General features: G+C 64.4%; 26 protein-coding genes and 1 pseudogene. 24 read left to right on the plus strand and 3 right to left on the minus strand.

The genetic code is table 11. The annotated features are described in order from the left end of the window. The 12 genes and pseudogenes from tuf to rpsQ all read left to right on the plus strand — a co-directional run. Positions 1-126: pseudogene (gene tuf, locus ACE3P9_RS11195) on the plus strand (elongation factor Tu); the annotation flags it as partial. 5 nt (positions 127-131) lie between these two features. Further along, the gene (gene rpsJ, locus ACE3P9_RS11200; RefSeq protein ID WP_054257904.1) at positions 132-443 is read left to right on the plus strand and encodes a 30S ribosomal protein S10; all 312 of its coding nucleotides are present in this window, start codon (positions 132-134) and stop codon (positions 441-443) included. A gap of 330 nt (positions 444-773) precedes the next feature. Then, complete coding sequence (rplC, locus tag ACE3P9_RS11205) at positions 774-1,448, plus strand: 50S ribosomal protein L3 (RefSeq protein ID WP_374494233.1); 675 nt, start codon at positions 774-776, stop codon at positions 1,446-1,448. Next, complete coding sequence (gene rplD / locus ACE3P9_RS11210; protein ID WP_374494235.1) at positions 1,448-2,071, plus strand: 50S ribosomal protein L4; 624 nt, start codon at positions 1,448-1,450, stop codon at positions 2,069-2,071. Before rplC ends, rplD begins: the two co-directional genes overlap by 1 nt. Beyond that, entirely contained in the window at positions 2,068-2,382 is a 315-nt protein-coding gene (gene rplW / locus ACE3P9_RS11215) for a 50S ribosomal protein L23 (protein WP_374494237.1), read from the plus strand. The genes rplD and rplW overlap by 4 nt, the downstream gene beginning before the upstream one ends. After that, the gene (gene rplB, locus ACE3P9_RS11220) at positions 2,382-3,209 is read left to right on the plus strand and encodes a 50S ribosomal protein L2 (protein WP_374494238.1); all 828 of its coding nucleotides are present in this window, start codon (positions 2,382-2,384) and stop codon (positions 3,207-3,209) included. The genes rplW and rplB overlap by 1 nt, the downstream gene beginning before the upstream one ends. 10 nt (positions 3,210-3,219) lie before the next feature. Continuing rightward, the gene (gene rpsS, locus ACE3P9_RS11225; protein ID WP_374494240.1) at positions 3,220-3,495 is read left to right on the plus strand and encodes a 30S ribosomal protein S19; all 276 of its coding nucleotides are present in this window, start codon (positions 3,220-3,222) and stop codon (positions 3,493-3,495) included. A 9-nt stretch (positions 3,496-3,504) separates the two neighbouring features. Further along, positions 3,505-3,843, plus strand: coding sequence for a 50S ribosomal protein L22 (gene rplV, locus ACE3P9_RS11230; RefSeq protein WP_374494242.1), 339 nt, complete (start codon positions 3,505-3,507; stop codon positions 3,841-3,843). A gap of 3 nt (positions 3,844-3,846) precedes the next feature. Beyond that, positions 3,847-4,722: a 30S ribosomal protein S3 gene (rpsC, locus tag ACE3P9_RS11235; protein WP_374494243.1), complete on the plus strand. Its 876-nt coding sequence runs from the start codon at positions 3,847-3,849 to the stop codon at positions 4,720-4,722. Between the two features lie 29 nt (positions 4,723-4,751). Beyond that, on the plus strand, positions 4,752-5,168 hold the full coding sequence (gene rplP, locus ACE3P9_RS11240) for a 50S ribosomal protein L16 (protein WP_374494244.1): 417 nt from the start codon (positions 4,752-4,754) through the stop codon (positions 5,166-5,168). Positions 5,169-5,184: 16 nt separating this feature from the next. After that, positions 5,185-5,379: a 50S ribosomal protein L29 gene (rpmC, locus tag ACE3P9_RS11245; protein ID WP_374494246.1), complete on the plus strand. Its 195-nt coding sequence runs from the start codon at positions 5,185-5,187 to the stop codon at positions 5,377-5,379. A gap of 15 nt (positions 5,380-5,394) precedes the next feature. Continuing rightward, positions 5,395-5,664, plus strand: coding sequence for a 30S ribosomal protein S17 (rpsQ, locus tag ACE3P9_RS11250; RefSeq protein WP_374494248.1), 270 nt, complete (start codon positions 5,395-5,397; stop codon positions 5,662-5,664). A 237-nt stretch (positions 5,665-5,901) separates the two neighbouring features. Here the strand turns inward: rpsQ and ACE3P9_RS11255 are convergent, their stop codons facing one another. Beyond that, entirely contained in the window at positions 5,902-7,455 is a 1,554-nt protein-coding gene (locus tag ACE3P9_RS11255; RefSeq protein WP_374494249.1) for a YifB family Mg chelatase-like AAA ATPase, read from the minus strand. 176 nt (positions 7,456-7,631) lie between these two features. Here ACE3P9_RS11255 and ACE3P9_RS11260 point away from each other — a divergent pair, with 176 nt between their 5' ends. From ACE3P9_RS11260 to ACE3P9_RS11310, 11 genes are all read left to right on the plus strand, one after another. Continuing rightward, complete coding sequence (locus tag ACE3P9_RS11260; RefSeq protein WP_374494251.1) at positions 7,632-8,018, plus strand: ArsR/SmtB family transcription factor; 387 nt, start codon at positions 7,632-7,634, stop codon at positions 8,016-8,018. After that, on the plus strand, positions 8,015-8,455 hold the full coding sequence (locus ACE3P9_RS11265) for an arsenate reductase ArsC (protein ID WP_374494253.1): 441 nt from the start codon (positions 8,015-8,017) through the stop codon (positions 8,453-8,455). Before ACE3P9_RS11260 ends, ACE3P9_RS11265 begins: the two co-directional genes overlap by 4 nt. A 2-nt stretch (positions 8,456-8,457) precedes the next feature. Next, complete coding sequence (gene arsB / locus ACE3P9_RS11270) at positions 8,458-9,546, plus strand: ACR3 family arsenite efflux transporter (RefSeq protein WP_374494255.1); 1,089 nt, start codon at positions 8,458-8,460, stop codon at positions 9,544-9,546. Positions 9,547-9,562: 16 nt separating this feature from the next. Next, positions 9,563-10,609, plus strand: coding sequence for a permease (locus ACE3P9_RS11275; RefSeq protein WP_374494256.1), 1,047 nt, complete (start codon positions 9,563-9,565; stop codon positions 10,607-10,609). A gap of 17 nt (positions 10,610-10,626) precedes the next feature. Next, positions 10,627-10,857: a thioredoxin family protein gene (locus ACE3P9_RS11280; protein WP_374494258.1), complete on the plus strand. Its 231-nt coding sequence runs from the start codon at positions 10,627-10,629 to the stop codon at positions 10,855-10,857. A 229-nt stretch (positions 10,858-11,086) separates the two neighbouring features. Next, a complete protein-coding gene (locus tag ACE3P9_RS11285; RefSeq protein ID WP_374494259.1) occupies positions 11,087-11,818 on the plus strand; it encodes a Crp/Fnr family transcriptional regulator in 732 nt (243 codons plus the stop codon). Positions 11,819-12,087: 269 nt separating this feature from the next. Further along, positions 12,088-12,921 (plus strand): amino acid ABC transporter substrate-binding protein, encoded by an 834-nt coding sequence (locus ACE3P9_RS11290; protein WP_374494260.1) that lies wholly within the window; start codon positions 12,088-12,090, stop codon positions 12,919-12,921. A 74-nt stretch (positions 12,922-12,995) separates the two neighbouring features. Next, entirely contained in the window at positions 12,996-13,649 is a 654-nt protein-coding gene (locus ACE3P9_RS11295; protein WP_374494262.1) for an amino acid ABC transporter permease, read from the plus strand. Then, entirely contained in the window at positions 13,630-14,424 is a 795-nt protein-coding gene (locus ACE3P9_RS11300) for an amino acid ABC transporter ATP-binding protein (protein ID WP_374494263.1), read from the plus strand. Before ACE3P9_RS11295 ends, ACE3P9_RS11300 begins: the two co-directional genes overlap by 20 nt. A gap of 243 nt (positions 14,425-14,667) precedes the next feature. Then, complete coding sequence (locus ACE3P9_RS11305; RefSeq protein ID WP_374494265.1) at positions 14,668-15,372, plus strand: CDGSH iron-sulfur domain-containing protein; 705 nt, start codon at positions 14,668-14,670, stop codon at positions 15,370-15,372. 229 nt (positions 15,373-15,601) lie between these two features. After that, positions 15,602-16,585 (plus strand): 3-hydroxyacyl-CoA dehydrogenase NAD-binding domain-containing protein, encoded by a 984-nt coding sequence (locus tag ACE3P9_RS11310; protein WP_374494266.1) that lies wholly within the window; start codon positions 15,602-15,604, stop codon positions 16,583-16,585. 149 nt (positions 16,586-16,734) lie between these two features. Here the strand turns inward: ACE3P9_RS11310 and ACE3P9_RS11315 are convergent, their stop codons facing one another. After that, positions 16,735-19,074 carry an NADP-dependent malic enzyme gene (locus tag ACE3P9_RS11315; protein WP_374494268.1) on the minus strand — a complete coding sequence of 780 codons (2,340 nt, stop codon included), beginning with the start codon at positions 19,072-19,074 and terminating at the stop codon, positions 16,735-16,737. A 188-nt stretch (positions 19,075-19,262) separates the two neighbouring features. Beyond that, the gene (locus ACE3P9_RS11320) at positions 19,263-19,754 is read right to left on the minus strand and encodes a DUF4019 domain-containing protein (protein ID WP_374494269.1); all 492 of its coding nucleotides are present in this window, start codon (positions 19,752-19,754) and stop codon (positions 19,263-19,265) included. A 232-nt stretch (positions 19,755-19,986) separates the two neighbouring features. On the opposite strand from ACE3P9_RS11320, the gene ACE3P9_RS11325 reads away from it, so the two are divergent. After that, positions 19,987-20,499, plus strand: a complete 513-nt coding sequence (locus ACE3P9_RS11325) for a spore coat protein U domain-containing protein (protein WP_374494271.1) — start codon at positions 19,987-19,989, stop codon at positions 20,497-20,499. Positions 20,500-20,629 lie beyond the last annotated feature (130 nt).

Below are 20,629 nucleotides of genomic sequence, written 5' to 3' on the forward strand. Positions count from 1 at the left end.
GGCGACAACGTGACGATCACCGTCAAGCTGATCGCCCCGATCGCCATGGAAGAAGGTCTGCGCTTCGCCATCCGCGAAGGCGGCCGTACCGTCGGCGCTGGCGTTGTGGCCAAGATCCTGGAGTAATGCACATGTCCAAGCAGAAAATCCGCATCCGCCTCAAGGCCTTCGACTACAAGCTGATCGACCAGTCCGCTGCCGAGATCGTCGACACTGCCAAGCGCACCGGCGCCATCGTCAAGGGTCCCGTGCCCCTGCCGACGCGCATGAAGCGTTTCGACATTCTGCGTTCGCCGCACGTCAACAAGTCGAGCCGCGACCAGTTCGAGATCCGTACGCACCAGCGTCTGATGGACATCGTCGATCCCACCGACAAGACGGTGGACGCGCTCATGAAGCTCGACCTGCCTGCAGGTGTCGACGTCGAGATCAAGCTGCAGTAAGCGGCATGTCCCCCGCTTCCGGCTTCGGCCGGAAGCCGAACAGGACTCTTCGGGCCGGTGAGCGATCACCGGCCTTTTTTCTTGCGCGCTCCCAAGCGCGGCGTGCGCTGCTGCGGCTGCCGCACCACATCTCGCTGCCTTCTGGCACGCAGGCAGAAACACGGCGCTTGCAAAAGAATGGCAGCCCCCCTACAATTGTCAGCTTCGTGTCCCTTGCGAGCTGATTTTGTGCGCGCAATCCATGGGGTGCGAAGTTTCATCAACAGTCTTTCACATCAACACGCGGTCAGCCAATTGCAGTTGGTCGTGGTGAAAGTTACGGAGAAAACAATGAGTCTGAGCAAACACTTGGGTTTGCTGGGCCGCAAGGTGGGCATGATGCGTGTCTTCACCGATGAAGGGGATGCCATTCCCGTCACGGTGGTCGACGTGTCCAACAACCGCGTGTCCCAGGTCAAGACCGAAGCCAACGATGGCTACGTGGCTCTGCAGGTCACCTATGGCAAGCGTCGCGCCTCCCGCGTCACCAAGCCCCAGGCTGGCCATCTGGCCAAGGCCGGCGTCGAAGCCGGTGAAATCACCCAGGAATTCCGCGTGACCGATGAGGTTGCCGGCAAGTACCCCGCAGGCGCAACCCTGCCTGCAGCCGAGCTGTTCAGCGTGGGCCAGGTGGTCGACGTGCAGGGCACCTCGATCGGCAAGGGCTACGCAGGTACCATCAAGCGCCACAACTTCGGTTCCCAGCGCGCTTCTCACGGTAACAGCCGTTCGCACAATGTTCCGGGTTCCATCTCCATGGCCCAGGATCCGGGTCGCGTGTTCCCCGGCAAGAAGATGACCGGTCACCTCGGCGACGAAACCGTCACGGTCCAGAACCTGTCCGTCGTGCGTATCGACGAAGCCCGTCAGCTGCTGCTGATCAAGGGTGCCGTTCCTGGCGCCAAGGGTGGTTTCGTGTCCGTCCGTCCGGCGGTCAAGGCCAAAGCTGCTGAAGGAGCCAAGTGATGCAGATCGAACTCCTGAACGAACAGGGCCAGTCTTCTGCCAAGGTCGATGCCAACGACACCGTGTTTGGTCGCGACTACAACGAAGACCTCGTGCACCAGATCGTGGTGGCCTATCAGGCCAACGCACGTCAGGGCACCCGCAAGCAAAAGGACCGTACCGAGGTCCGCCACTCCACCAAGAAGCCCTTCAAGCAGAAGGGTACCGGCAACGCCCGTGCCGGTATGACGTCTTCTCCGCTGTGGCGTGGAGGCGGTCGTGCATTCCCGAACGGCCCCGAAGAGAACTTCGCACAGAAGCTCAACAAGAAGATGTACCGCGTCGGCATGTCTGTGATCCTGTCGCAGCTCGTGCGTGACGGCCGTCTGGCCGTGGTCGATTCCCTGGATGTGGACAGCCCCAAGACCAAGGGTCTGGTGTCCAAGTTCAAGGCGATGAACCTCGATTCCTCCGTCCTCGTGATCGCCGAGGAAGTGGGCGAGAACCTGTACCTGGCTTCCCGCAATCTGCCCAACGTCCTGGTCGTCGAGCCCCGCTACGTCGATCCGCTGTCGCTGGTCTTCTACCGCAAAGTGCTCGTCACCAAGGGCGCTCTCGGCAAGCTGCAGGAGATGTTCGCATGAGCACCAAGAAATTCGACGAAGGCCGCCTGATGGCCGTGCTGCTGGCACCCGTCGTGTCCGAAAAGGCCACGATGGCAGCCGAGCAATCCAATGCTGTCACCTTCAAGGTGATGCAGGATGCCACCAAGCCCGAAATCAAGGCTGCCGTGGAACTGATGTTCAAAGTGGAAGTGACGGGCGTGTCCGTGGTCAACACCAAGGGCAAGGTCAAGCGTTTCGGCCGTACCATCGGTCGCCGCAACAACGTGCGCAAGGCCTACGTCACGCTCAAGGAAGGTTCTGAACTGAACCTGTCAGGGGAGGCTGCATAATGGCTGTCATCCAGATCAAACCGACCTCCGCTGGCCGCCGCCATGTCGTCAAGGTTACCCGTGACCATCTGCACAAGGGCGCCGGTTTCGGTCCCCTGCTCGAGCCTCAGTACCAGAAGGCCGGTCGCAACAACAACGGGCACATCACCGTGCGCCACAAGGGTGGCGGTCATCGTCACCACTACCGCGTGGTGGACTTCGTGCGCAACGACAAGGACGGCATCGTCGCCAAGGTCGAGCGCATCGAGTACGACCCGAACCGCACTGCGCACATCATGCTGGTGTGCTACGCCGATGGCGAACGCCGCTACCACATTGCAGCGCGCAATCTGCAAGTCGGTTCCAGCATCGTGAGCGGCTCCGAAGCTCCGATCCGCGTGGGCAACACCCTGCCGATCCGCAACATTCCTGTCGGTTCCACGATTCACTGCATCGAGCTCAAGCCGGGCAAGGGTGCACAGATCGCGCGTTCCGCTGGTGCTTCCGCCACTCTGCTGGCCCGTGAAGGCATCTACGCACAGGTCCGCATGCGTTCGGGCGAAGTGCGCAAGATCCACATCGAATGCCGCGCCACCATCGGTGAAGTGGCCAACGAAGAACACAGCCTGCGTCAACTGGGCAAGGCCGGCGTGAAGCGCTGGATGGGTATCCGTCCGACCGTCCGCGGCGTGGCCATGAACCCTATCGACCACCCGCACGGTGGTGGCGAGGGACGTACCGGTACTGGTATGGCGCCTGTCGATCCTTGGGGCAACCTCACCAAGGGTTACCGTACTCGCAACAATCGCCGCACGCAGTCCATGATTGTGTCGCGTCGCAAGAAATAAGGGGTAGACAATGGCTCGTTCTCTCAAAAAGGGTCCATTTGTTGACCATCACCTGATGGCCAAGGTTGAAAAGGCCATCGAAACCAAAGACAAGAAGCCCGTCAAGACCTGGTCGCGTCGCTCCATGATCCTGCCCGAGTTCATCGGTCTGACGATCGCCGTGCACAACGGCAAGCAGCACGTGCCCGTCTATGTGACTGACCAGATGGTTGGCCACAAGCTGGGTGAATTTGCCCTGACCCGTACCTACAAGGGTCACGCGGCAGACAAAAAAGCGAAGAAATAAGGAAAGACCATGGAAACACGTGCAATTGTTCGTGGCGTCCGTCTGTCGGTCGACAAGGGCCGTCTGGTCGCCGACATGATTCGCGGCAAGAAGGTCGATCAGGCGCTCAACATCCTGACGTTCACGCAGAAGAAAGCTGCCGTGATCATCAAGAAGGCGCTCGAATCCGCCATTGCCAACGCCGAGCACAACGATGGAGCCGATATCGACGAACTGAAGGTCAAGACCATCTACGTCGAGCAGGGTCCCACGCTCAAGCGCTTCACCGCCCGCGCAAAAGGCCGCGGCAACCGCATCAGCAAGCCCACATGCCATGTGTATGTGACTGTTGGCAACGAAGAGGTGTAAGCAATGGGACAGAAAATCCATCCTACCGGTTTCCGCCTGGCGGTGACCCGCAACTGGAACAGCCGCTGGTATGCCAACAACCGCGACTTCGCCGGCATGCTGGCCGAAGACGTCAAGGTGCGTGAATACCTGGGCAAGAAGCTCAAGAACGCCTCCGTTGCCCGCATCCTGATCGAGCGTCCTGCCAAGAGCGCCCGCATCACGATCTACTCTGCCCGTCCGGGTGTGGTGATCGGCAAGAAGGGTGAGGACATCGAGAACCTGAAGAAGGAACTGAACGCCATGCTGGGCGTTCCGGTCGCCGTGAACATCGAGGAAGTGCGCAAGCCCGAAGTCGATGCCAAGCTGATCGCCGATTCCATCACGCAGCAGCTCGAAAAGCGCATCATGTTCCGCCGCGCCATGAAGCGCGCCATGCAGAACGCCATGCGCATGGGCGCTCAGGGCATCAAGATCATGTCCGCCGGTCGTCTGAACGGCATCGAAATCGCCCGCACCGAGTGGTATCGCGAAGGCCGCGTGCCTCTGCATACGCTGCGTGCCGACATCGACTACGGCGTGAGCGAAGCACACACCACCTACGGCGTCATCGGCGTCAAGGTGTGGGTCTACAAGGGTGATACCCTGGGCCGCAACGATGTGCCCTCGCTCGACAGCACGCCCCGTCCGGATGACGAGCGTCGTCCGCGCGGCCGCCGTGATGGCCGTGGCAACGACCGTCCGCGCACCCGCCGCGTGGCCGGCCCCGGCAACACCGCTCCCGCCGATGGCAGCGACAAGCCGAGCGAAGCCTCTGGTGCCGAAGCCAAGTCCGCCGTTAAGCGCGTCCGCAAGGAAAACGCGCCTGCTGCAGCAGCAGACGGTACTGCAGCCGAATAATCCCGTTCGGTTGATCCAGGAGAAACAACATGCTGCAACCTGCACGCAGAAAGTATCGTAAAGAGCAGAAAGGCCGCAACACCGGTATCGCCACCCGTGGCAATACCGTGGCGTTCGGTGACTTCGGTCTGAAGTCCACCGACCGCGGCCGTCTGACCGCCCGCCAGATCGAGGCCGCACGTCGTGCGATCTCCCGTCACGTCAAGCGTGGCGGTCGCATCTGGATCCGTGTCTTCCCCGACAAGCCGATTTCCGAGAAGCCTGCTGAAGTCCGTATGGGTAACGGCAAGGGCAATCCGGAGTACTACGTCGCTGAAATCCAGCCCGGCAAGATGCTGTTCGAGATCGTCGGCGTTTCCGAGGAACTGGCACGTGAAGCCTTTGCACTGGCCGCTGCCAAGCTGCCGCTGCGCACCGTGTTCGCAACGCGCCTGCTGGGCGCTTGATCAGGAGGAATAGACCATGAAAGCTGCTGATCTGCGCAACAAGGACGTCGCTGCGCTCGAGGCCGAAGTCAAGGACCTGCAGAAGGCCCACTTCAATCTGCGCATGCAAAAGGGCACCCAGCAACTGCAGAACACTGCAACGCTGCGCCAGACACGTCGCGATATCGCACGTGCAAAGACCATTCTTGCTGAAAAGCAAGCCGCCAAGTAATCAAGGAGTGACCAGATGACGGAAGCAAAAACCTCCCTCAAGCGCACCTTGATCGGCAAGGTGGTGAGCGACAAGCGCAGCAAGACGGTGACCGTGATGATCGAACGCCGCGTGATGCACCCGCTCTACGGCAAGATCATGATCAAGACCAGCAAGTACCACGCCCATGACGAAAATGGCGAGTACAAGGTGGGCGACATCATCGAAATCACCGAAAGCCGTCCGCTGTCCAAGACGAAGAACTGGGTGGCTACCCGCCTGGTTCAGAAGGCCGGCGTGGTCTGATCCCGCCGCCTGCGTCTGTCCGCAAGGACCGCACAGAAACGCCCTGCACTGCAGGGCGTTTTTTTTTGATCTGTGGGGCGTGGTTGGGGGATCGGGAAGGCATTCCATGCCATGCAGAGAGGGTCCGATGCAGCCGGTGGCGAGGCTGGAGGGGAAAGTGGGCGCACGGCAGCCATCACCGGGCGGTGCGTGGCGGGATGGAGATGCGGCCCGGGTGCCGGCCAAGCGGGGGGCCGTTCAGAGGCGTTCGGGCAGGGCGCGGCGCATCTGGATGGCTTCGGCAATGTGGGCGGCAGCGAGTCGGGAGTCGCTGGCCAGATCGGCGATGGTGCGGGCGATGCGCAGGGTGCGATGCATGCTGCGGGCGCTCCAGCCCAGACGGACAGCGGCTGTCTGCACGAAGGAGCTGGCCTCGGGGGTGAGGTCCAGTACCTGGTCGAGCCGGGCACCTTCGAGCAGGGCATTGGGGCAGCCCTGTCGATCGAGGGCGAGGGCGCGTGCGGCGGTCACACGCTCCCGGATGGTGGCACTGTGCTCACCACGCGGGGCATGGAGGAGATCCTGTGGGGGAACGGCGGCGACTTCGACGCGCAGGTCGATGCGGTCGAGCAGGGGGCCGCTGAGCTTGCCCTGATAGCGACTTACCTGGTCGGGGGTGCAGCGGCAGGCGCGCACGGCGCTGCCGAGGTAGCCGCAGGGACAGGGATTCATGGCTGCCAGCAGCTGGAATCGGGCAGGAAATTCGGCTTGCTGGGCGGCACGCGAAATGTGGATGCGTCCGGTTTCGAGGGGTTCGCGCAGGGCTTCCAGGGCTGCCCTGGGAAATTCGGGCAGTTCATCGAGAAAGAGTACGGCTTCGTGGGCGAGGCTGATTTCGCCGGGGCGCGGAGGGGAGCCACCGCCCACCAGAGCCACGGCACTGGCGGTGTGGTGGGGAGCCCGCACGGGGCGTTGTCCCCAGCGGGCGGGATCGAAGTGTCCGGCCAGGCTGGCAATGGAAGCGGATTCGAGCGCTTCGCGGGCCGTCATGGCTGGCAGCAGACCCGGGAAGCGCTGGGCCAGCATGGATTTGCCTGATCCGGGTGGGCCCATCATGAGCAGGCTGTGGGCGCCTGCGGCACTGATTTCGAGCGCACGCTTGGCTGCGGCCTGTCCCTTGACATCGGACATGTCCGGGTAGTCGGGCTGGGGCAGGGCATCGGGGGCATGGAGTCGGGTCCAGCCGCTTTCCTGCTGGTCGCTGTCTGCCTGGGAGGCCGTCAGGCAGCTTCCGAATGGCAGGAACTGACGGACGACGTCGAGAAGATGGCGTGCACGGTACACCTCGGCGCCGGGGACCCAGGCCGCTTCTTCGGCGCTGCCGGGTGGCAGGACCAGCGGAGTGCCGCATCCCTGTCGGTACAGGGCAGCGGCCATGGCCAGTGCGCCCCGTACAGGGCGCAGGGCACCGGAGAGGGACAATTCGCCGGCAAAGGCGTGGCGCCCCAGGCGCTCGCGGTCGATCTGGCCAGAGGCGGCCAGAATGCCGAGGGCGATGGGGAGATCGAAGCGGCCTGAATCCTTGGGCAGGTCGGCCGGGGCGAGGTTGACGGTGATGCGCTTGTTGGTGGGGAATTCCAGTCCTGCGTTCTGGATGGCGCTGCGCACACGTTCGCGGGCTTCCTTGACTTCGGTGTCGGCCAGACCGACGAGCGTGAAGCTGGGCAGGCCGTTGGCGAGATGCACTTCCACGGTGACGGCCGGGGCGGCGAGCCCGAGGAGCGCATGGCTCGGTATCTGTGCAAGAGTCATGGCACGGAATGTCGCAAGGAAAATGGCAGACCATGAGGTCCAAAAGATCAATGGTGAGAGGCATTGTACGCACAAGGTATGTGCAGCGGCAGAGAGAAAGAGGCTGGGCTGCGGGAAAGGGAAATTCGTGGCAGCAAGGGCTGGTTTTCGCATGATTATTCGACTATCATCGAAATATGGAATTGTTTGAAGCTGCTGCATTGCTGGCTGCGCTGGGGCATGAATCCCGGCTGGCCATTTTTCGTCTGTTGGTAGAAGCGGGGCCTGCAGGGCTGCATGCGAGTGGGGTGGGCGAGCGGCTGGGCATGGCGCCGGCCACGCTGTCGTTTCACCTCTCGCAGCTCAGCCGGGCAGGGCTGATCGAGGGGGTGCGCGAGGGGCGGTTCATTCGCTATTCGGCGAACTATCCCCGTATGGATGCACTCATTGCCTTCCTGACCCAGGACTGCTGTGCAGGCATGGCCACGCCTTCGGCGACGGTGTGCCTGCCGCTGACGGCGTGCTGCAGCACGATGGACAAGCGGCGGGCCCAACTCGGAAAAAAGGAAGAGAACCTCTCATGAACCAGAACGAAAAGCGTGTGCTTGTGCTGTGCACGGGCAATTCATGTCGGTCCCAGATGGCCGAGGTGCTGTTGAATGCCGATCTGGCGGGACGGGTGCGGGCCGTGTCGGCCGGAACCCGTCCGCAGCCGGGCGTGGCGGCTGGGGCACTGGAAGCCCTGCGGCTGGCCGAATTGCCTGTCGAGGGGCTGCATCCCAAGGATGTGGAGAGCATGGCCGGGGAGGTGTTCGATCTGGTGGTGACGGTCTGCGACCATGCGCGCGAGGCGTGCCCGGTTTTCCCGGGGACACGGCATCTGCACGTGGGGTTTCATGATCCCCATGGGGAGCCGCTCGCCTCGTTTGTGGCGGTGCGCGACGAGATTCGTGCCCGGCTGGTGCCTGAGGTGGCTCAGGCCCTGGGCGTGGCGCTCGATGCACCGGCACAGGGGGAGTGACCATGTCCGCAGGATGTCGTGAACAGGAGCAGCCCCAGCGGCAGCGGGCGCCCATGGGAGTGTTCGAGCGCTATCTGAGCGTGTGGGTGGTGCTGTGCATCGGGGTCGGGATTGCCTGCGGGCAGATGGCGCCGGGGGTGTTTCGGGCCATTGGCCGCATGGAGGTGGCACGGGTCAATCTGCCGGTGGGGGTGCTGATCTGGGTGATGATCATTCCGATGCTGGTCAAGGTGGATTTCGGCGCCCTGGGCGAGGTGCGGCAGCATGTGCGCGGCATCGGGGTGACGCTGTTCGTGAACTGGCTGGTCAAGCCGTTCTCGATGGCGCTGCTGGCCTGGCTGTTCGTGCGGCATCTGTTTGCGCAGTGGCTTCCGGCAGGGCAGATCGACAGCTATGTGGCGGGACTCATCCTGCTTGCGGCGGCGCCCTGCACGGCCATGGTGTTCGTGTGGAGCCGGCTCTCCGGAGGGGATCCGCTGTTCACGCTCTCGCAGGTGGCGCTGAACGATTCGGTGATGGTGTTTGCCTTTGCGCCCCTGGTGGCCCTGCTGCTGGGCATGGCCTCGATCACGGTGCCGTGGGATACGCTGATGGTGTCGGTGCTGCTGTACATCGTGCTGCCGGTGATCGTGGCCCAGCTCTGGCGCCGGCAGCTGCTGCAGCGCGGGCAGGGGGCGCTGGAGGCAGCCATGGCGCGCATGGGGCCGTGGTCCATGGCGGCGCTGCTGCTCACGCTGGTGCTGCTGTTTGCCTTCCAGGGGGATGCGATCGTGCGCCAGCCGCTGGTGATTGCACTGCTGGCCGTGCCCATTCTGCTGCAGGTGCTGTTCAATGCCGCGCTGGCATATGGGCTGAACCGGGCGGTGGGAGAGGCGCATGCGGTGGCCTGCCCATCGGCCCTGATCGGTGCGTCCAATTTCTTCGAGCTGGCCGTGGCGGCAGCCATCAGCCTGTTCGGTTTCGAGTCTGGTGCGGCACTGGCCACGGTGGTGGGGGTGCTCATCGAGGTGCCGGTGATGCTGCTGGTGGTGCAGGTGGTCAATGGTTCGCGCGGCTGGTATGAGCGGGGCCTGAGGCAGGGATCGCATTGAAGGGAAGGAGAAGGACATGCATGCGCAGAAGATGGCGTGGGGTTCGCCCCTGATTCGCTGGATCGTGATGCTGGGCGTGGCGGCTGTGGCGTGGGGGGTGCTCTACAGCCAGCTCGATGCACTGGCCAATGCGGCGCTCGCCCTCCTGGGAATGACCCGGCAGACGCGGCTGGGCGAGGCGCTGCACTTCTTCTTCTATGACGCACCCAAGGTGCTGCTCCTGTTGATCGGCATTGTGTTCGTCATGGGTGTGGTGCAGACCTTCTTCGCACCCGAGCGCACGCGTGCGCTGCTGGCGGGGCGGCGGCTGGGAGTGGGCAACGTGCTGGCGGCGACGCTGGGCATCGTCACGCCGTTCTGCTCGTGCTCGGCGGTGCCGCTGTTCATCGGTTTTCTGTCGGCCGGGGTGCCGCTCGGGGTGACCTTCTCTTTTCTGATTTCTGCGCCCATGGTCAACGAGGTGGCGCTGGCGCTGCTGTTCGGCATGTTCGGCTGGAAGGTGGCTGCCCTGTATCTGGGGCTGGGCCTGGCGGTCGCGATCGTGTCGGGGCTGGTGATCGGGAGGCTGCACATGGAGCGATTCCTGGAGGACTGGGTGCGCGAGATGCAGCAGGGGCAGCATGCCATGTATGTCGGTGAGCGGCCCGACTGGGTGAGCCGGTTCGAGGCAGGGCGCGAACATGTGCACTCGATCGTGGGCAAGGTCTGGCCCTACATCCTGGCCGGCATCGCGCTGGGGGCGGGCATCCACGGCTATGTGCCGCAGGACTTCATGGCCTCGTTCATGGGGCGCGATGTGTGGTGGGCGGTGCCGGCAGCCGTGCTGCTGGGCGTGCCCATGTACACCAATGCCGCGGGCATCATTCCGATCGTCGAGGCATTGATCGGCAAGGGGGCGGCCGTGGGGACGGTGCTGGCGTTCATGATGAGCGTGATTGCGCTGTCTGCCCCTGAAATGATCATTCTGCGCAAGGCGCTCAAGCCCCGGCTGATCGCGACCTTTGCGGGGGTGGTGGCCCTGGGCATTCTGCTTGTGGGCTACGTGTTCAACCTGGTACTGTGAACGATGGAGGAATCATCATGAAAGACGTGAAAGTGTTGGGAACGGGCTGTGCCAACTGCCGCAATACGGTGGCGCTGATCGAGGCTGTGGCCAAGGAGCGCGGAGCCGAGATCACGCTCGAGAAGGTGGAGGACATGCCCTCCATCATGAGCTACGGCATCATGTCGACCCCTGGGGTGGTGATCGATGGCAAGGTGGTGCATGCGGGCGGGGTGCCCAGCCGGGACAAGGTGCTGGGCTGGTTCTGAGTCTCCGGCAGGATCGATCCTGCCCGTCTCGATGCGCCCTGCTTTCGGCTGGGATGTTCCCGGCCTGCCCAGCGTGCGGGGCGAGAGCGCGGGCCTCGCGGACATGTCACAATGCGCCACATTGTGAAATGTGCGGCGCGGGGCTGAACTGGAGGGCAGTGGCCGAACGGAGTTCTCCCGCTGCCGCCGGGGCGTCACCTCGGGTGGCAGAAAGCAGGGGATTCTGTACATGATGGGCCACTGGTATCTTCGTTCGGCAGACTGGGTGCAGCACCTGCCGGCTGCGTTCTACAGCCATCTGCGCGGCAAGGCGCGCGTGGCGCACTATCTGCCGGGAGAGCGGATCTTTGTGCCCTCCCAGAATCCCGAATGGGTCTATCTGCAGGAAGAAGGGCACAGCCGCATCTACAGCCTCTCCGAGCAGGGGGAGGAGTTCACGCTGGAGGTCGTTGCTCCTGGAGAGATCTTCGGGGAGCTGGCCATTCTGCAGGGGGCGCGCCGCGAACACTATGCCACCGCCCTCGATGCAGGCGTGGTGCTGCGGTTTGCACGGGAGGTGTTTCTAGCGCTCATGCGGGAGGCACCGGACTTTGCGCTGACGGTGACGCGCCAGGTGTCGGGGCGGCTCTTGCGCATCGAGTCGCGCGCCCGCGATCTGGTGTTCCGTGATGTCCCGGCGCGGCTGGCGCAGTGCCTGCTGCGGCTGGCCCATGACTTCGGCGAACCGGCACCGGAAGGAGGGGTACGCATCGGTCTGCGCTTTACGCAGGCCGAGCTGGCGACCCTGATTGGCGCCTCACGCCCGACGACCAATCTGGTGCTCAGGCAGATGCGCGAACAGGGCTGGATTCGCATCGACCGACGGCATCTGGTGCTGATGGACCAGGCGGCGCTGCAGGGGCTGGAAATGCAGGAGAGTGCGGGAGCTTCTTCATCGGTCGAGGGAGAGCGGCGAGGATAGGCCGGCGTATCCCCTCGCTCCTGGTGCGGTATCCGGCACCAGGGTCCTCCTGGAATGCTGGCAGGAAGGGAAGGCGATCCGCGATAATCGGGAAAGTGGACGGGATCATGGCCTCTGCGTGAGGCTGTGCACAGAGCGCTACCGCGCTCCGCATCCCGCATGGTCTCCGGCTCCCTGCGGGTCGCAGGGCATGGCATCCTGGATGCCCGGACTGCTCTCAGGAGGAGCGCCGGGCGTTTTCTTTTTCCTGCATTCATGGAATCGTTCGCATGCAACGTCGCGCCTTTACTTCCCTTTCCGCGTTTTCCCTGCTGGCTGCAGCCGGCGTGTTGGCTGGCTGTGGCAAGCAGCAGGGAGCGGCGCCTGCCGCATCCGGTGCCTCGGGTGCCGCTCCGGCGGGCGCAGCCGATGCCGGACATGCGGGCAAGTTCGTGATCGGGCTCGATGACAATTTTCCGCCCATGGGCTTTCGCAACGACAAGCAGGAGCTGGTCGGATATGACATCGACATGGCCCGCGAGGCAGCCCGCCGCATGGGCATGGAAGCCGACTTCAAGCCCATCGACTGGAGCGCCAAGGAAGCCGAGCTCAATGGCCGGCGCGTGGATGCCCTCTGGAACGGCATGACCATCACCGAGGAGCGCAAGAAGAACGTCGCCTTTACCAGGCCCTACATGGAGAACCACCAGATCATCGTGGTGACCGCAGCCTCTCCCATCCATGCCAAGGCCGATCTGGCCGCCAAGGTGGTGGGGGTGCAGGACGGCAGCAGCGCCGTGGAGGCCGTGGCCAAGGACCCGGTGTCCAGGCAGATGAAGGAGATCAAGAAGTTTGGCGACAACGTGGCAGCCCTCATGGACCTGACGACGGGACGCCTCGACGCCGTGGTGGTGGACGAGGTGGTGGGGCGCTACTACACCAGCCGCAAGGCAGGGCAGTACCGCATCCTCTCCGACAACTTCGGCAGCGAGGAGTACGGCGTGGGCCTGCGCAAGGACGACAAGGCCCTGCTGGCCAAGCTCGATGCCGCGCTCGATGCCATGAAAGCCGACGGCACGGCCCAGAAGATCGCAGCCAAGTGGTTCCAGGCTCCGCAGCAGTAAGGTTCGCTTCTTCGCTCGAAAGGGGCTGCGACCCGGCACGGTGCGCCGTGTCCGGTCTGCGGCCATGATTGCCCATGGATACCTTGCTTGCCATGCTCCCCCCGATGCTCGAAGGCGCGGGGACGACGCTCAAACTCTTCTTCATCACGCTGGCGCTGGCCCTGCCGCTGGGGCTGGGACTGGCCCTGCTGCGGCTTTCGCGCTGGGGGGCCGTGCGCACCGCCGTGAATGGCTACCTCTGGCTGATGCGCGGCACGCCGCTCATGCTGCAGCTGCTGTTCGTGTACTTTGCGCTGCCCTTCGTGCCCGGGATCGGGCTGCGGCTGCCGGATTTTCCGTCTGCGGTGCTGGCCTTTGCGCTCAACTACGCGGCCTACTTCGCCGAGATCTTCCGCGCTGGCATTCAGAGCGTGGATCGGGGGCAGTACGAGGCGGCCCAGTCGCTCGGCATGAGCTACGGCCAGACCATGCGCCGCATCGTGTTGCCGCAGATGGTGCGCCACATCCTGCCGCCCATGAGCAACGAGACCATCACCCTGGTGAAGGACACCTCGCTGATCTACGTGCTGGCGCTCAACGACCTGCTGCGTGCCGCGCGCAACATCGTGCAGCGCGATTTCACCATCACCCCGTTCATTGTGGCGGCGGCCTTCTATCTGATCATGACGCTGGTGCTGACATGGCTGTTCCAGCATGGGGAGAAACGGTATGCACGCCAGGACCAGTGACGCAGACGGCGCACAGGCTCCCGCTCTCGTCGTGCGGGAGGTGTGGAAGCGCTTCGGCGAAAACGAGGTGCTTCGGGGCATCTCGCTCGATGTGGCTGAAGGCGAGGTGATCGCCATTCTGGGCTCCTCGGGCTCGGGCAAGAGCACGCTGCTGCGCTGCGTCAACCACCTGGAGCACATCGACCGGGGACGCATCGTGATCGAGGGCGAGACACTGGCCGATACCGATGCCTCCGGACAGGCCCGCTACCCCGACGAGCGTACCGTGCGGCGCATCTGTGCGCAGACCGGCATGGTGTTCCAGCACTTCAATCTGTTCCTCCACATGACCGTGCTGCAGAACCTCATCGAGGCCCCGATGACCGTCAAGGGCATGGCCCGCGCGGCCATCGTGCCCCGGGCGGAGGAGCTGCTGCGCAAGGTGGGGCTGTTCGACAAGCGCGACGCCTATCCGGGGCGCCTGTCGGGCGGGCAGAAGCAGCGGGTGGCCATTGCGCGGGCGCTGGCCATGGAGCCCCGCATTATGCTGTTCGACGAGCCCACGAGCGCGCTCGATCCCGAGCTCACGGGCGAGGTGCTGCGCACCATGCGGGCCCTGGCCCAGGAACGCATGACCATGCTGGTGGTCACGCACGAAATGGCCTTTGCCCGCGAGGTGGCCCATCGGGCCGTGTTCATGGACCAGGGGGTGGTGGTCGAGGACCGTCCGGCACGGGAATTCTTTGCCGAGCCGCGTCACCCGCGGGCACAGGCGTTTCTGCAGCACATGCCCTGACCTGAGGGGCCGGGAGGCGGGAGATGTCCGGAATGTCAGGGGGCCGACATGCTGCAAGACCACCGGCGGCACTCGACCTTTGCGGGGGGACACACAATGGGCCCTCCTGGGAATGCGGCACTTGTGGCCGCGTCCGCACGGCCTGCAGTGTGGGGCCGGCACAGTGCAGCCATGTCATGGCTTGCAGAGCGGAAGTCCCGGGGGCAGACCCATTTTCATGCCTCTTTTGCAAGGAACGTACCCATGACACACGCCTCCACCCCCAAGCAGCCTCCCCATGTCAAGATCACCGAGGACGGCCCCTATGTGGTCAGTGGCGGGGTGCCGCTGCGGCAGCAGGCCATCGTGACCGATGCGCAGGGGCAGTCGCTCGACTGGGAAACCACCCGGACCTTCGAGGCGGGCGAGGAGTATGCACTGTGCCGCTGTGGCCAGTCGGCGAACAAGCCCTATTGCGACGGCAGCCATGCCAAGGTGGGATTCGACGGCACCGAAACTGCCGACCGCGCGCCCTACCGTGAACGTGCCGAGCTGATGCCCGGCCCGGCGCTGTCGCTGACCGATCAGGAGTCGCTGTGTGCCTTTGCGCGCTTCTGCGATCCCCATGGCCGGGTCTGGAACCAGGTCGAGGCCACTGACGACCCCGAGGTGGCGCGCAACTTCGTGCGGCAGGTCAACAACTGCTCGGCTGGTCGGCTCGTGGCATGGAACAACCAGACCGGTACGCCCGTCGAGACGCCGCGGGCTCCGGCCATCGGCGTGACCGAGGACACGGCACGCGGCTGCTCCGGCCCTCTCTGGGTCCAGGGCGGCATCGCCATCGAATCGGCCGATGGAACCGTGTACGAGCGGCGCAACCGCGTGGCGCTGTGCCGCTGCGGCCAGTCGCGCAACAAACCCTATTGCGATGGCACGCACGCGGCCATCGACTTTCAGGACGGGCTCTGAATCGGGCGCCCGGACCTGCGGGAGACAGTGCTCCGTTTCTGCTGCAACGGCGCCTGATGTCCGGGACGTGTGGCCTGGTGCCTGCCTTGCAGGAGGCATCGACCCGCACGGGACAGCAGGGGCCGGACAGTGGATCGGGGCATGCAGGGCTCCCGACCCCCGTCCCCGGTGGCGCGCCGCTCCAGGCACGCTGCCCGACGGGACGCCATCCGCACAAGGAGAAAGACAGATGAGCATGACACACACGACGGAGCTGCCGCGCACGGCAGCGGTGATCGGGACGGGCACCATCGGAGCCAGCTGGACCGTGCTGTTTCTCGGAGCGGGCCTGCAGGTGCGGGCCAGCGATCCTGCTCCTGGCGCCGAGGCGCACCTGCGCGCCTTTGTGGCCGAAGCCTGGTCCAGCATGGAACAGCTCGGGCACACGGCGGGCCGTACGCTCGATGCGGCCCAGCAGGCCCTGACGGTGCATGCCAGTGTCGAGGAGGCTGCGCAGGGAGCGGACTTCGTGCAGGAGAACGCACCCGAGCGGCTCGACATCAAGCGGCAGGTGTATGCCGGGCTCGAATCGGTGCTGGGGTCGGACGTGATCATTGCCTCGTCCACCTCCGGCATCATGCCCAGCACACTGCAGGAAGGCATGCAGCACCCGGAGCGGCTGGTGGTGGGACACCCCTTCAACCCGCCGCACCTGATTCCGCTGGTGGAAGTGGTGCCGGGCAAGCAGACGTCCGAAGCCACGGTGCAGGCCGTGCTGGCGCTCTATCGCGCCCTGGGCAAGACCCCCATCCGGCTGCGCAGGGAAGTGGTGGGACACATCGCCAACCGGCTGCAGGCCGCCATCTGGCGCGAAGCGGTCTATCTGGCACGCGAGGGCGTGGCTTCGGTGGAAGACATCGATCTGGCCGTCTCTGCCGGGCCGGGGCAGCGCTGGTCCATCATGGGGCCGAGCATGATCTTCAATCTGGCCGGCGGGCTTGGGGGCATGGAGCATTTTCTGGAGCACCTGGGGCCGGCGCTGGAAACCTGGTGGGCGGACCTGGGCTCGCCGCACCTCGACGCCGATACGCGGCGGATGCTGGTGGAGGCCTTCGGCACGCCCGATCCCGCCCGCTTCACCCAGGCGGTGGAACACCGTGACCGGGCCCTGCTGCGCCGCCTGCAGGCCCTGGACGCGGATCAGCACGATACCGGAGCGACACCCGCAGCCTGACGACTGACCGGTGCCCCACCGCTTCCTGTAGCCATGAAAAACGGCCTGCCCTCGCGCACGGTGCGTGCTCAGGGACAGGCCGGAGGAAGCGAAAAGGGCAGGAGGGGTGGAATGAGCGGGCTGCCGCGCGCCACCTCCTCCTGCAGTCTTCAGGCCGCGCCGGGCGTGGGGGCGTTGGCGTTGGCTTCCGCGACGGTGAAGGCGGTCATGTTCACGATGCGGCGCACCGTGGCACTGGCCGTCAGTATGTGCACCGGCTTGGCGGCACCAAGCAGCACGGGGCCGATGGCGATGTTGCCGCCGGCTGCCGTCTTGAGCAGGTTGTAGGCGATGTTGGCGGCATCGAGCGTCGGCATGACCAGCAGGTTGGCGTTGCCCGTCAAGGTGCTCTCGGGCATGAGCGTCTTGCGCAGGGCCTCGTCGAGCGCCACATCGCCGTGCATTTCGCCGTCCACTTCGAGCCAGGGGGCGCGCTGCTGCAGGATGGACAGCACCTCGCGCATCTTGACCGCCGTGGGATGGTTGGTGGAGCCGAAGTTGGAGTGGCTCAGCAGCGCCACCTTGGGCACGATGCCGAAGCGCTGGATTTCCTGCGCGGCCATGATGGTGAACTCGGCAATGCGTTCGGCGCAGGGGTCGTAGTTGACGTGGGTGTCGACGATGAAGACCTGCTGCTTGGGCAGCAGCAGTCCGTTCATGGCGGCATAGCCCTGCACGCCGGGCTCGAACCCGATCACCTGCTCGATGTACTGCAGGTGCATGGCCGTGCTGCCCCAGGTGCCGCAGATCATGCCGTCGGCATAGCCCTTGTGCACCATCATGGCAGCGATCAGCACCAGGCGGCGGCGCATCTCGATCTTGGCCATGGGGATGGTCATGCCCTTGCGGGAAGTCATCTTGTGATAGGTCTGCCAGAAGTCGCGGTAGCGCTCGTCATCCTCGACGTTGACCACGTCATAGTGCTCGCCCTGGCGCAGACGCAGGCCAAACTGCTCGATGCGACGGGCAATGATGGCAGGGCGTCCGACCAGAATCGGGCGGGCCAGCCGCTCGTCCACCACGATCTGCACGGCACGCAGCACGCGCTCCTCTTCGCCTTCGGCGTAGACCACGCGTTTCTTGGTGGCCATGCGGGCGACGGTGAAGATGGGCTTCATGGTCGCGCCCGAGGCGTAGACGAAGCTCTGCAGCTGCTCCTCGTACTCGGCCATGTCCTTGATCGGGCGCGAAGCCACGCCCGCGTCCATGGCGGCCTGCGCCACCGCCGGTGCGATCTTGATCATGAGCCGCGGATCGAACGGCTTGGGAATCAGGTACTCGGGGCCAAAAGCGAGGTTCTGCCCCACATAGGCAGCAGCCACCACTTCGCTTTGCTCGGCCTGGGCCAGCTCGGCAATGGCGTGCACGGCCGCGATTTCCATCTCGTCGGTGATGACGGTGGCCCCGCAGTCCAGGGCGCCGCGGAAGATGTAGGGGAAGCACAGGACGTTGTTGATCTGGTTCGGGTAGTCGGTGCGGCCCGTGGCCATGATGGCATCGTCCCGCACCTGGCGGACTTCCTCGGGCTTGATCTCGGGGGTGGGGTTGGCCAGCGCAAAGATGAGCGGATTGGCCGCCATGCGGGCCACCATCTCGGGCTTGAGCACGCCGCCCGCAGACAGTCCCAGGAACACGTCCGCACCCTCGATGGCCTGGCCGAGCGTGCGCAGGTCGGTGTCCTGCATGAACTGGGCCTTGTCATCATCCATGAGCTCGGTGCGGCCCTGGTAGACCAGCCCGGCCAGATCCGTCACCCAGATGTTCCGGCGGGGCAGGCCCAGCTTGACGAGCAGGTTGATGCAGGCCAGCGCGGCCGCGCCGGCGCCGCTCGTGACGACCTTGACGTCTTCGAGCTTCTTGCCCACGACCTTGAGGCCGTTGAGCACGGCGGCCCCCACCACGATGGCGGTGCCGTGCTGGTCGTCGTGGAAGACCGGAATCTTCATGCGCTGGCGCAGCTTGCGCTCGACGATGAAGCAGTCCGGTGCCTTGATGTCCTCCAGGTTGATGCCCCCGAAGGTGGGCTCCAGTGCCGCGATGATCTCGACGAGGCGGTCTGGATCCTTTTCGTTGATCTCGATGTCGAACACGTCGATGCCGGCGAACTTCTTGAACAGGACGCCCTTGCCCTCCATCACGGGCTTGCCGGCGAGCGGGCCGATGTCACCCAGACCCAGCACGGCGGTGCCGTTGGTGACCACGCCCACCAGGTTGCCGCGGGCCGTGTAGCGGAAGGCTGCGGAGGGATCCTTCACGATCTCCTCGCAGGGCGCAGCCACGCCGGGCGAATAGGCCAGTGCCAGATCATGCTGGTTGACCATCTGCTTGGTGGCCTCGACGCTGATCTTGCCGGGGCGGGGCAGCTCGTGGTAGTCGAGCGCAGCCTGGCGCAGCTCGGGATGGCGATTGGCCGACGTGTTGGGGTTGCTGGCGGAAATCTCGGGGGGCATGGGGGTTCTCCTTGCGTTCTTGTCTGGCTTGTGGCGAGATGTGACTGCCATTGTAGGCGGCTTGTTCTGCCCGGCAGACCCAGGATTTCCGGGAGGGTGCGGCATGCCGCCTCTGGCGCATGGGATGGACAGGGGGCGCTGCAGGGCAGACGGGCCCCCCATGGGCCATGAGGGTCCGTGCAGGACGCTTATGGGTGCGCAGCCGGGGCAGTTCCGGGACGCACGATGTAGCCCGTCAGGCGCCAGTGGCCTTCCTGATCCAGCCCCATGCTGACCCGCTCCACTACCACCTGTCCGTCGGTCAGCCGGGTGCCCATTTCCACATTGGCGTAGAGCCCCGCAGGAGAGCGCGGGTCGGCTGCCGGATGCAGAACGCGCCAGACGCCGATCCATCCCCGGCTGGCGACCTTGCCCTGGAAGCCCTTGTGCGCGGCATGCAGCTCGGAGAGGAACTTGCTCTTCTTGAAGGTCTGCCGGATGAACGGCATGGTCGAAGCCCACAGGGCCTCATCCTCGCCGCGGTCGAGCTGCTGCAGCGTCTGCTGGGCGCGGGCAATCAGGACATCGGCCGAATCGGCTTCGGAAGGGGTCTGGGCCTGTGCGGGAGCCATGCATACAGCGCCACACAGGAAGCAGGCAGCCGCGAGGGCGCGCAGAAAAACAGAGGAAGAAGTGGACATGAGAAATCGAGGATGAAAAAGGAGGTGGAGCGGACAGAAAGAAGAATGACACTGCACATGCCATGCCGCAGTGGGGAGTTTCAGGAGGAAATCGTCAAATAGTACACAACGATGAGCGAAGGGTTTTTTTTTGCATGCTTTGGCCGACTTGTGTCCTTCTGGCACAGACCTATAACACCGCCAGATTTCAATTTACTTACAGGGAGCATTCAAAATGCGTTTGCACAAGATCATGCGTTTGGTTGCGGCGGCAGGACTGATGGCAGGGGCTGCCGGCATGGCCCAGGCAGAATCCAGTTTCCAGAGCGGCACTGGCTCGCTGACGGCGACGGTTGCGGCCCAATGCATGATGTCTACCGCTGCCAATGATCTCAATTTCGGCACGGTGCCGACCAGTGCGGGCACCGTTACCGGCTCGACCGCCTTCGGCGTGACCTGCACCAACGGCACCCCGTACTACATCGGGCTGCTCCCCTCCAACGGCAATACCGCTGGGGCAGGAGTCATGACCTCCGTGGCCAATGCCGCCACCAATACCGATCAGGTGCCCTACCAGCTTCGATCCACCTCCGGAACCAGCGGCACCATCTGGGGCAATACCGCCACCTCGACCTCGGTGGGCAACGGGGTTGCCGGCACGGGAACCGGATCGGCCGCCAGCTACAACATCTATGGCACGGCCGCAGTGGCCAACTACACCCCGGACAGCTACCAGGATCAGGTCGTGATCAACGTGAACTACTGAGAACGTGTTCACGATCCGATAGCAGATTCAGAGAGAATCGATGGATGCGCACCAAGACCTACCCCAGCGACATCAGTCGCGCCCAGTTTGCCCACATCCTGCCCTTGCTGGAGACAGCCCGTCGCAAGAC

Origin of the sequence: Allobrachymonas sp. (assembly GCF_041912815.1) — a bacterium.
Lineage (GTDB): Bacteria > Pseudomonadota > Gammaproteobacteria > Burkholderiales > Burkholderiaceae_C > Brachymonas.

What these genes read in the sequence shown, in the direction of transcription:
- rpsJ (WP_054257904.1), top strand. Translation starts at nt 132, where the DNA reads ATGTCCAAGCAGAAAATCCGCATCCGCCTCAAGGCCTTCGACTACAAG.
- rplC (WP_374494233.1), top strand. Translation starts at nt 774, where the DNA reads ATGAGTCTGAGCAAACACTTGGGTTTGCTGGGCCGCAAGGTGGGCATG.
- rplD (WP_374494235.1), top strand. Translation starts at nt 1,448, where the DNA reads ATGCAGATCGAACTCCTGAACGAACAGGGCCAGTCTTCTGCCAAGGTC.
- rplW (WP_374494237.1), top strand. Translation starts at nt 2,068, where the DNA reads ATGAGCACCAAGAAATTCGACGAAGGCCGCCTGATGGCCGTGCTGCTG.
- rplB (WP_374494238.1), top strand. Translation starts at nt 2,382, where the DNA reads ATGGCTGTCATCCAGATCAAACCGACCTCCGCTGGCCGCCGCCATGTC.
- rpsS (WP_374494240.1), top strand. Translation starts at nt 3,220, where the DNA reads ATGGCTCGTTCTCTCAAAAAGGGTCCATTTGTTGACCATCACCTGATG.
- rplV (WP_374494242.1), top strand. Translation starts at nt 3,505, where the DNA reads ATGGAAACACGTGCAATTGTTCGTGGCGTCCGTCTGTCGGTCGACAAG.
- rpsC (WP_374494243.1), top strand. Translation starts at nt 3,847, where the DNA reads ATGGGACAGAAAATCCATCCTACCGGTTTCCGCCTGGCGGTGACCCGC.
- rplP (WP_374494244.1), top strand. Translation starts at nt 4,752, where the DNA reads ATGCTGCAACCTGCACGCAGAAAGTATCGTAAAGAGCAGAAAGGCCGC.
- rpmC (WP_374494246.1), top strand. Translation starts at nt 5,185, where the DNA reads ATGAAAGCTGCTGATCTGCGCAACAAGGACGTCGCTGCGCTCGAGGCC.
- rpsQ (WP_374494248.1), top strand. Translation starts at nt 5,395, where the DNA reads ATGACGGAAGCAAAAACCTCCCTCAAGCGCACCTTGATCGGCAAGGTG.
- ACE3P9_RS11255 (WP_374494249.1), bottom strand. Translation starts at nt 7,455, where the DNA reads ATGACTCTTGCACAGATACCGAGCCATGCGCTCCTCGGGCTCGCCGCC.
- ACE3P9_RS11260 (WP_374494251.1), top strand. Translation starts at nt 7,632, where the DNA reads ATGGAATTGTTTGAAGCTGCTGCATTGCTGGCTGCGCTGGGGCATGAA.
- ACE3P9_RS11265 (WP_374494253.1), top strand. Translation starts at nt 8,015, where the DNA reads ATGAACCAGAACGAAAAGCGTGTGCTTGTGCTGTGCACGGGCAATTCA.
- arsB (WP_374494255.1), top strand. Translation starts at nt 8,458, where the DNA reads ATGTCCGCAGGATGTCGTGAACAGGAGCAGCCCCAGCGGCAGCGGGCG.
- ACE3P9_RS11275 (WP_374494256.1), top strand. Translation starts at nt 9,563, where the DNA reads ATGCATGCGCAGAAGATGGCGTGGGGTTCGCCCCTGATTCGCTGGATC.
- ACE3P9_RS11280 (WP_374494258.1), top strand. Translation starts at nt 10,627, where the DNA reads ATGAAAGACGTGAAAGTGTTGGGAACGGGCTGTGCCAACTGCCGCAAT.
- ACE3P9_RS11285 (WP_374494259.1), top strand. Translation starts at nt 11,087, where the DNA reads ATGATGGGCCACTGGTATCTTCGTTCGGCAGACTGGGTGCAGCACCTG.
- ACE3P9_RS11290 (WP_374494260.1), top strand. Translation starts at nt 12,088, where the DNA reads ATGCAACGTCGCGCCTTTACTTCCCTTTCCGCGTTTTCCCTGCTGGCT.
- ACE3P9_RS11295 (WP_374494262.1), top strand. Translation starts at nt 12,996, where the DNA reads ATGGATACCTTGCTTGCCATGCTCCCCCCGATGCTCGAAGGCGCGGGG.
- ACE3P9_RS11300 (WP_374494263.1), top strand. Translation starts at nt 13,630, where the DNA reads ATGCACGCCAGGACCAGTGACGCAGACGGCGCACAGGCTCCCGCTCTC.
- ACE3P9_RS11305 (WP_374494265.1), top strand. Translation starts at nt 14,668, where the DNA reads ATGACACACGCCTCCACCCCCAAGCAGCCTCCCCATGTCAAGATCACC.
- ACE3P9_RS11310 (WP_374494266.1), top strand. Translation starts at nt 15,602, where the DNA reads ATGAGCATGACACACACGACGGAGCTGCCGCGCACGGCAGCGGTGATC.
- ACE3P9_RS11315 (WP_374494268.1), bottom strand. Translation starts at nt 19,074, where the DNA reads ATGCCCCCCGAGATTTCCGCCAGCAACCCCAACACGTCGGCCAATCGC.
- ACE3P9_RS11320 (WP_374494269.1), bottom strand. Translation starts at nt 19,754, where the DNA reads ATGTCCACTTCTTCCTCTGTTTTTCTGCGCGCCCTCGCGGCTGCCTGC.
- ACE3P9_RS11325 (WP_374494271.1), top strand. Translation starts at nt 19,987, where the DNA reads ATGCGTTTGGTTGCGGCGGCAGGACTGATGGCAGGGGCTGCCGGCATG.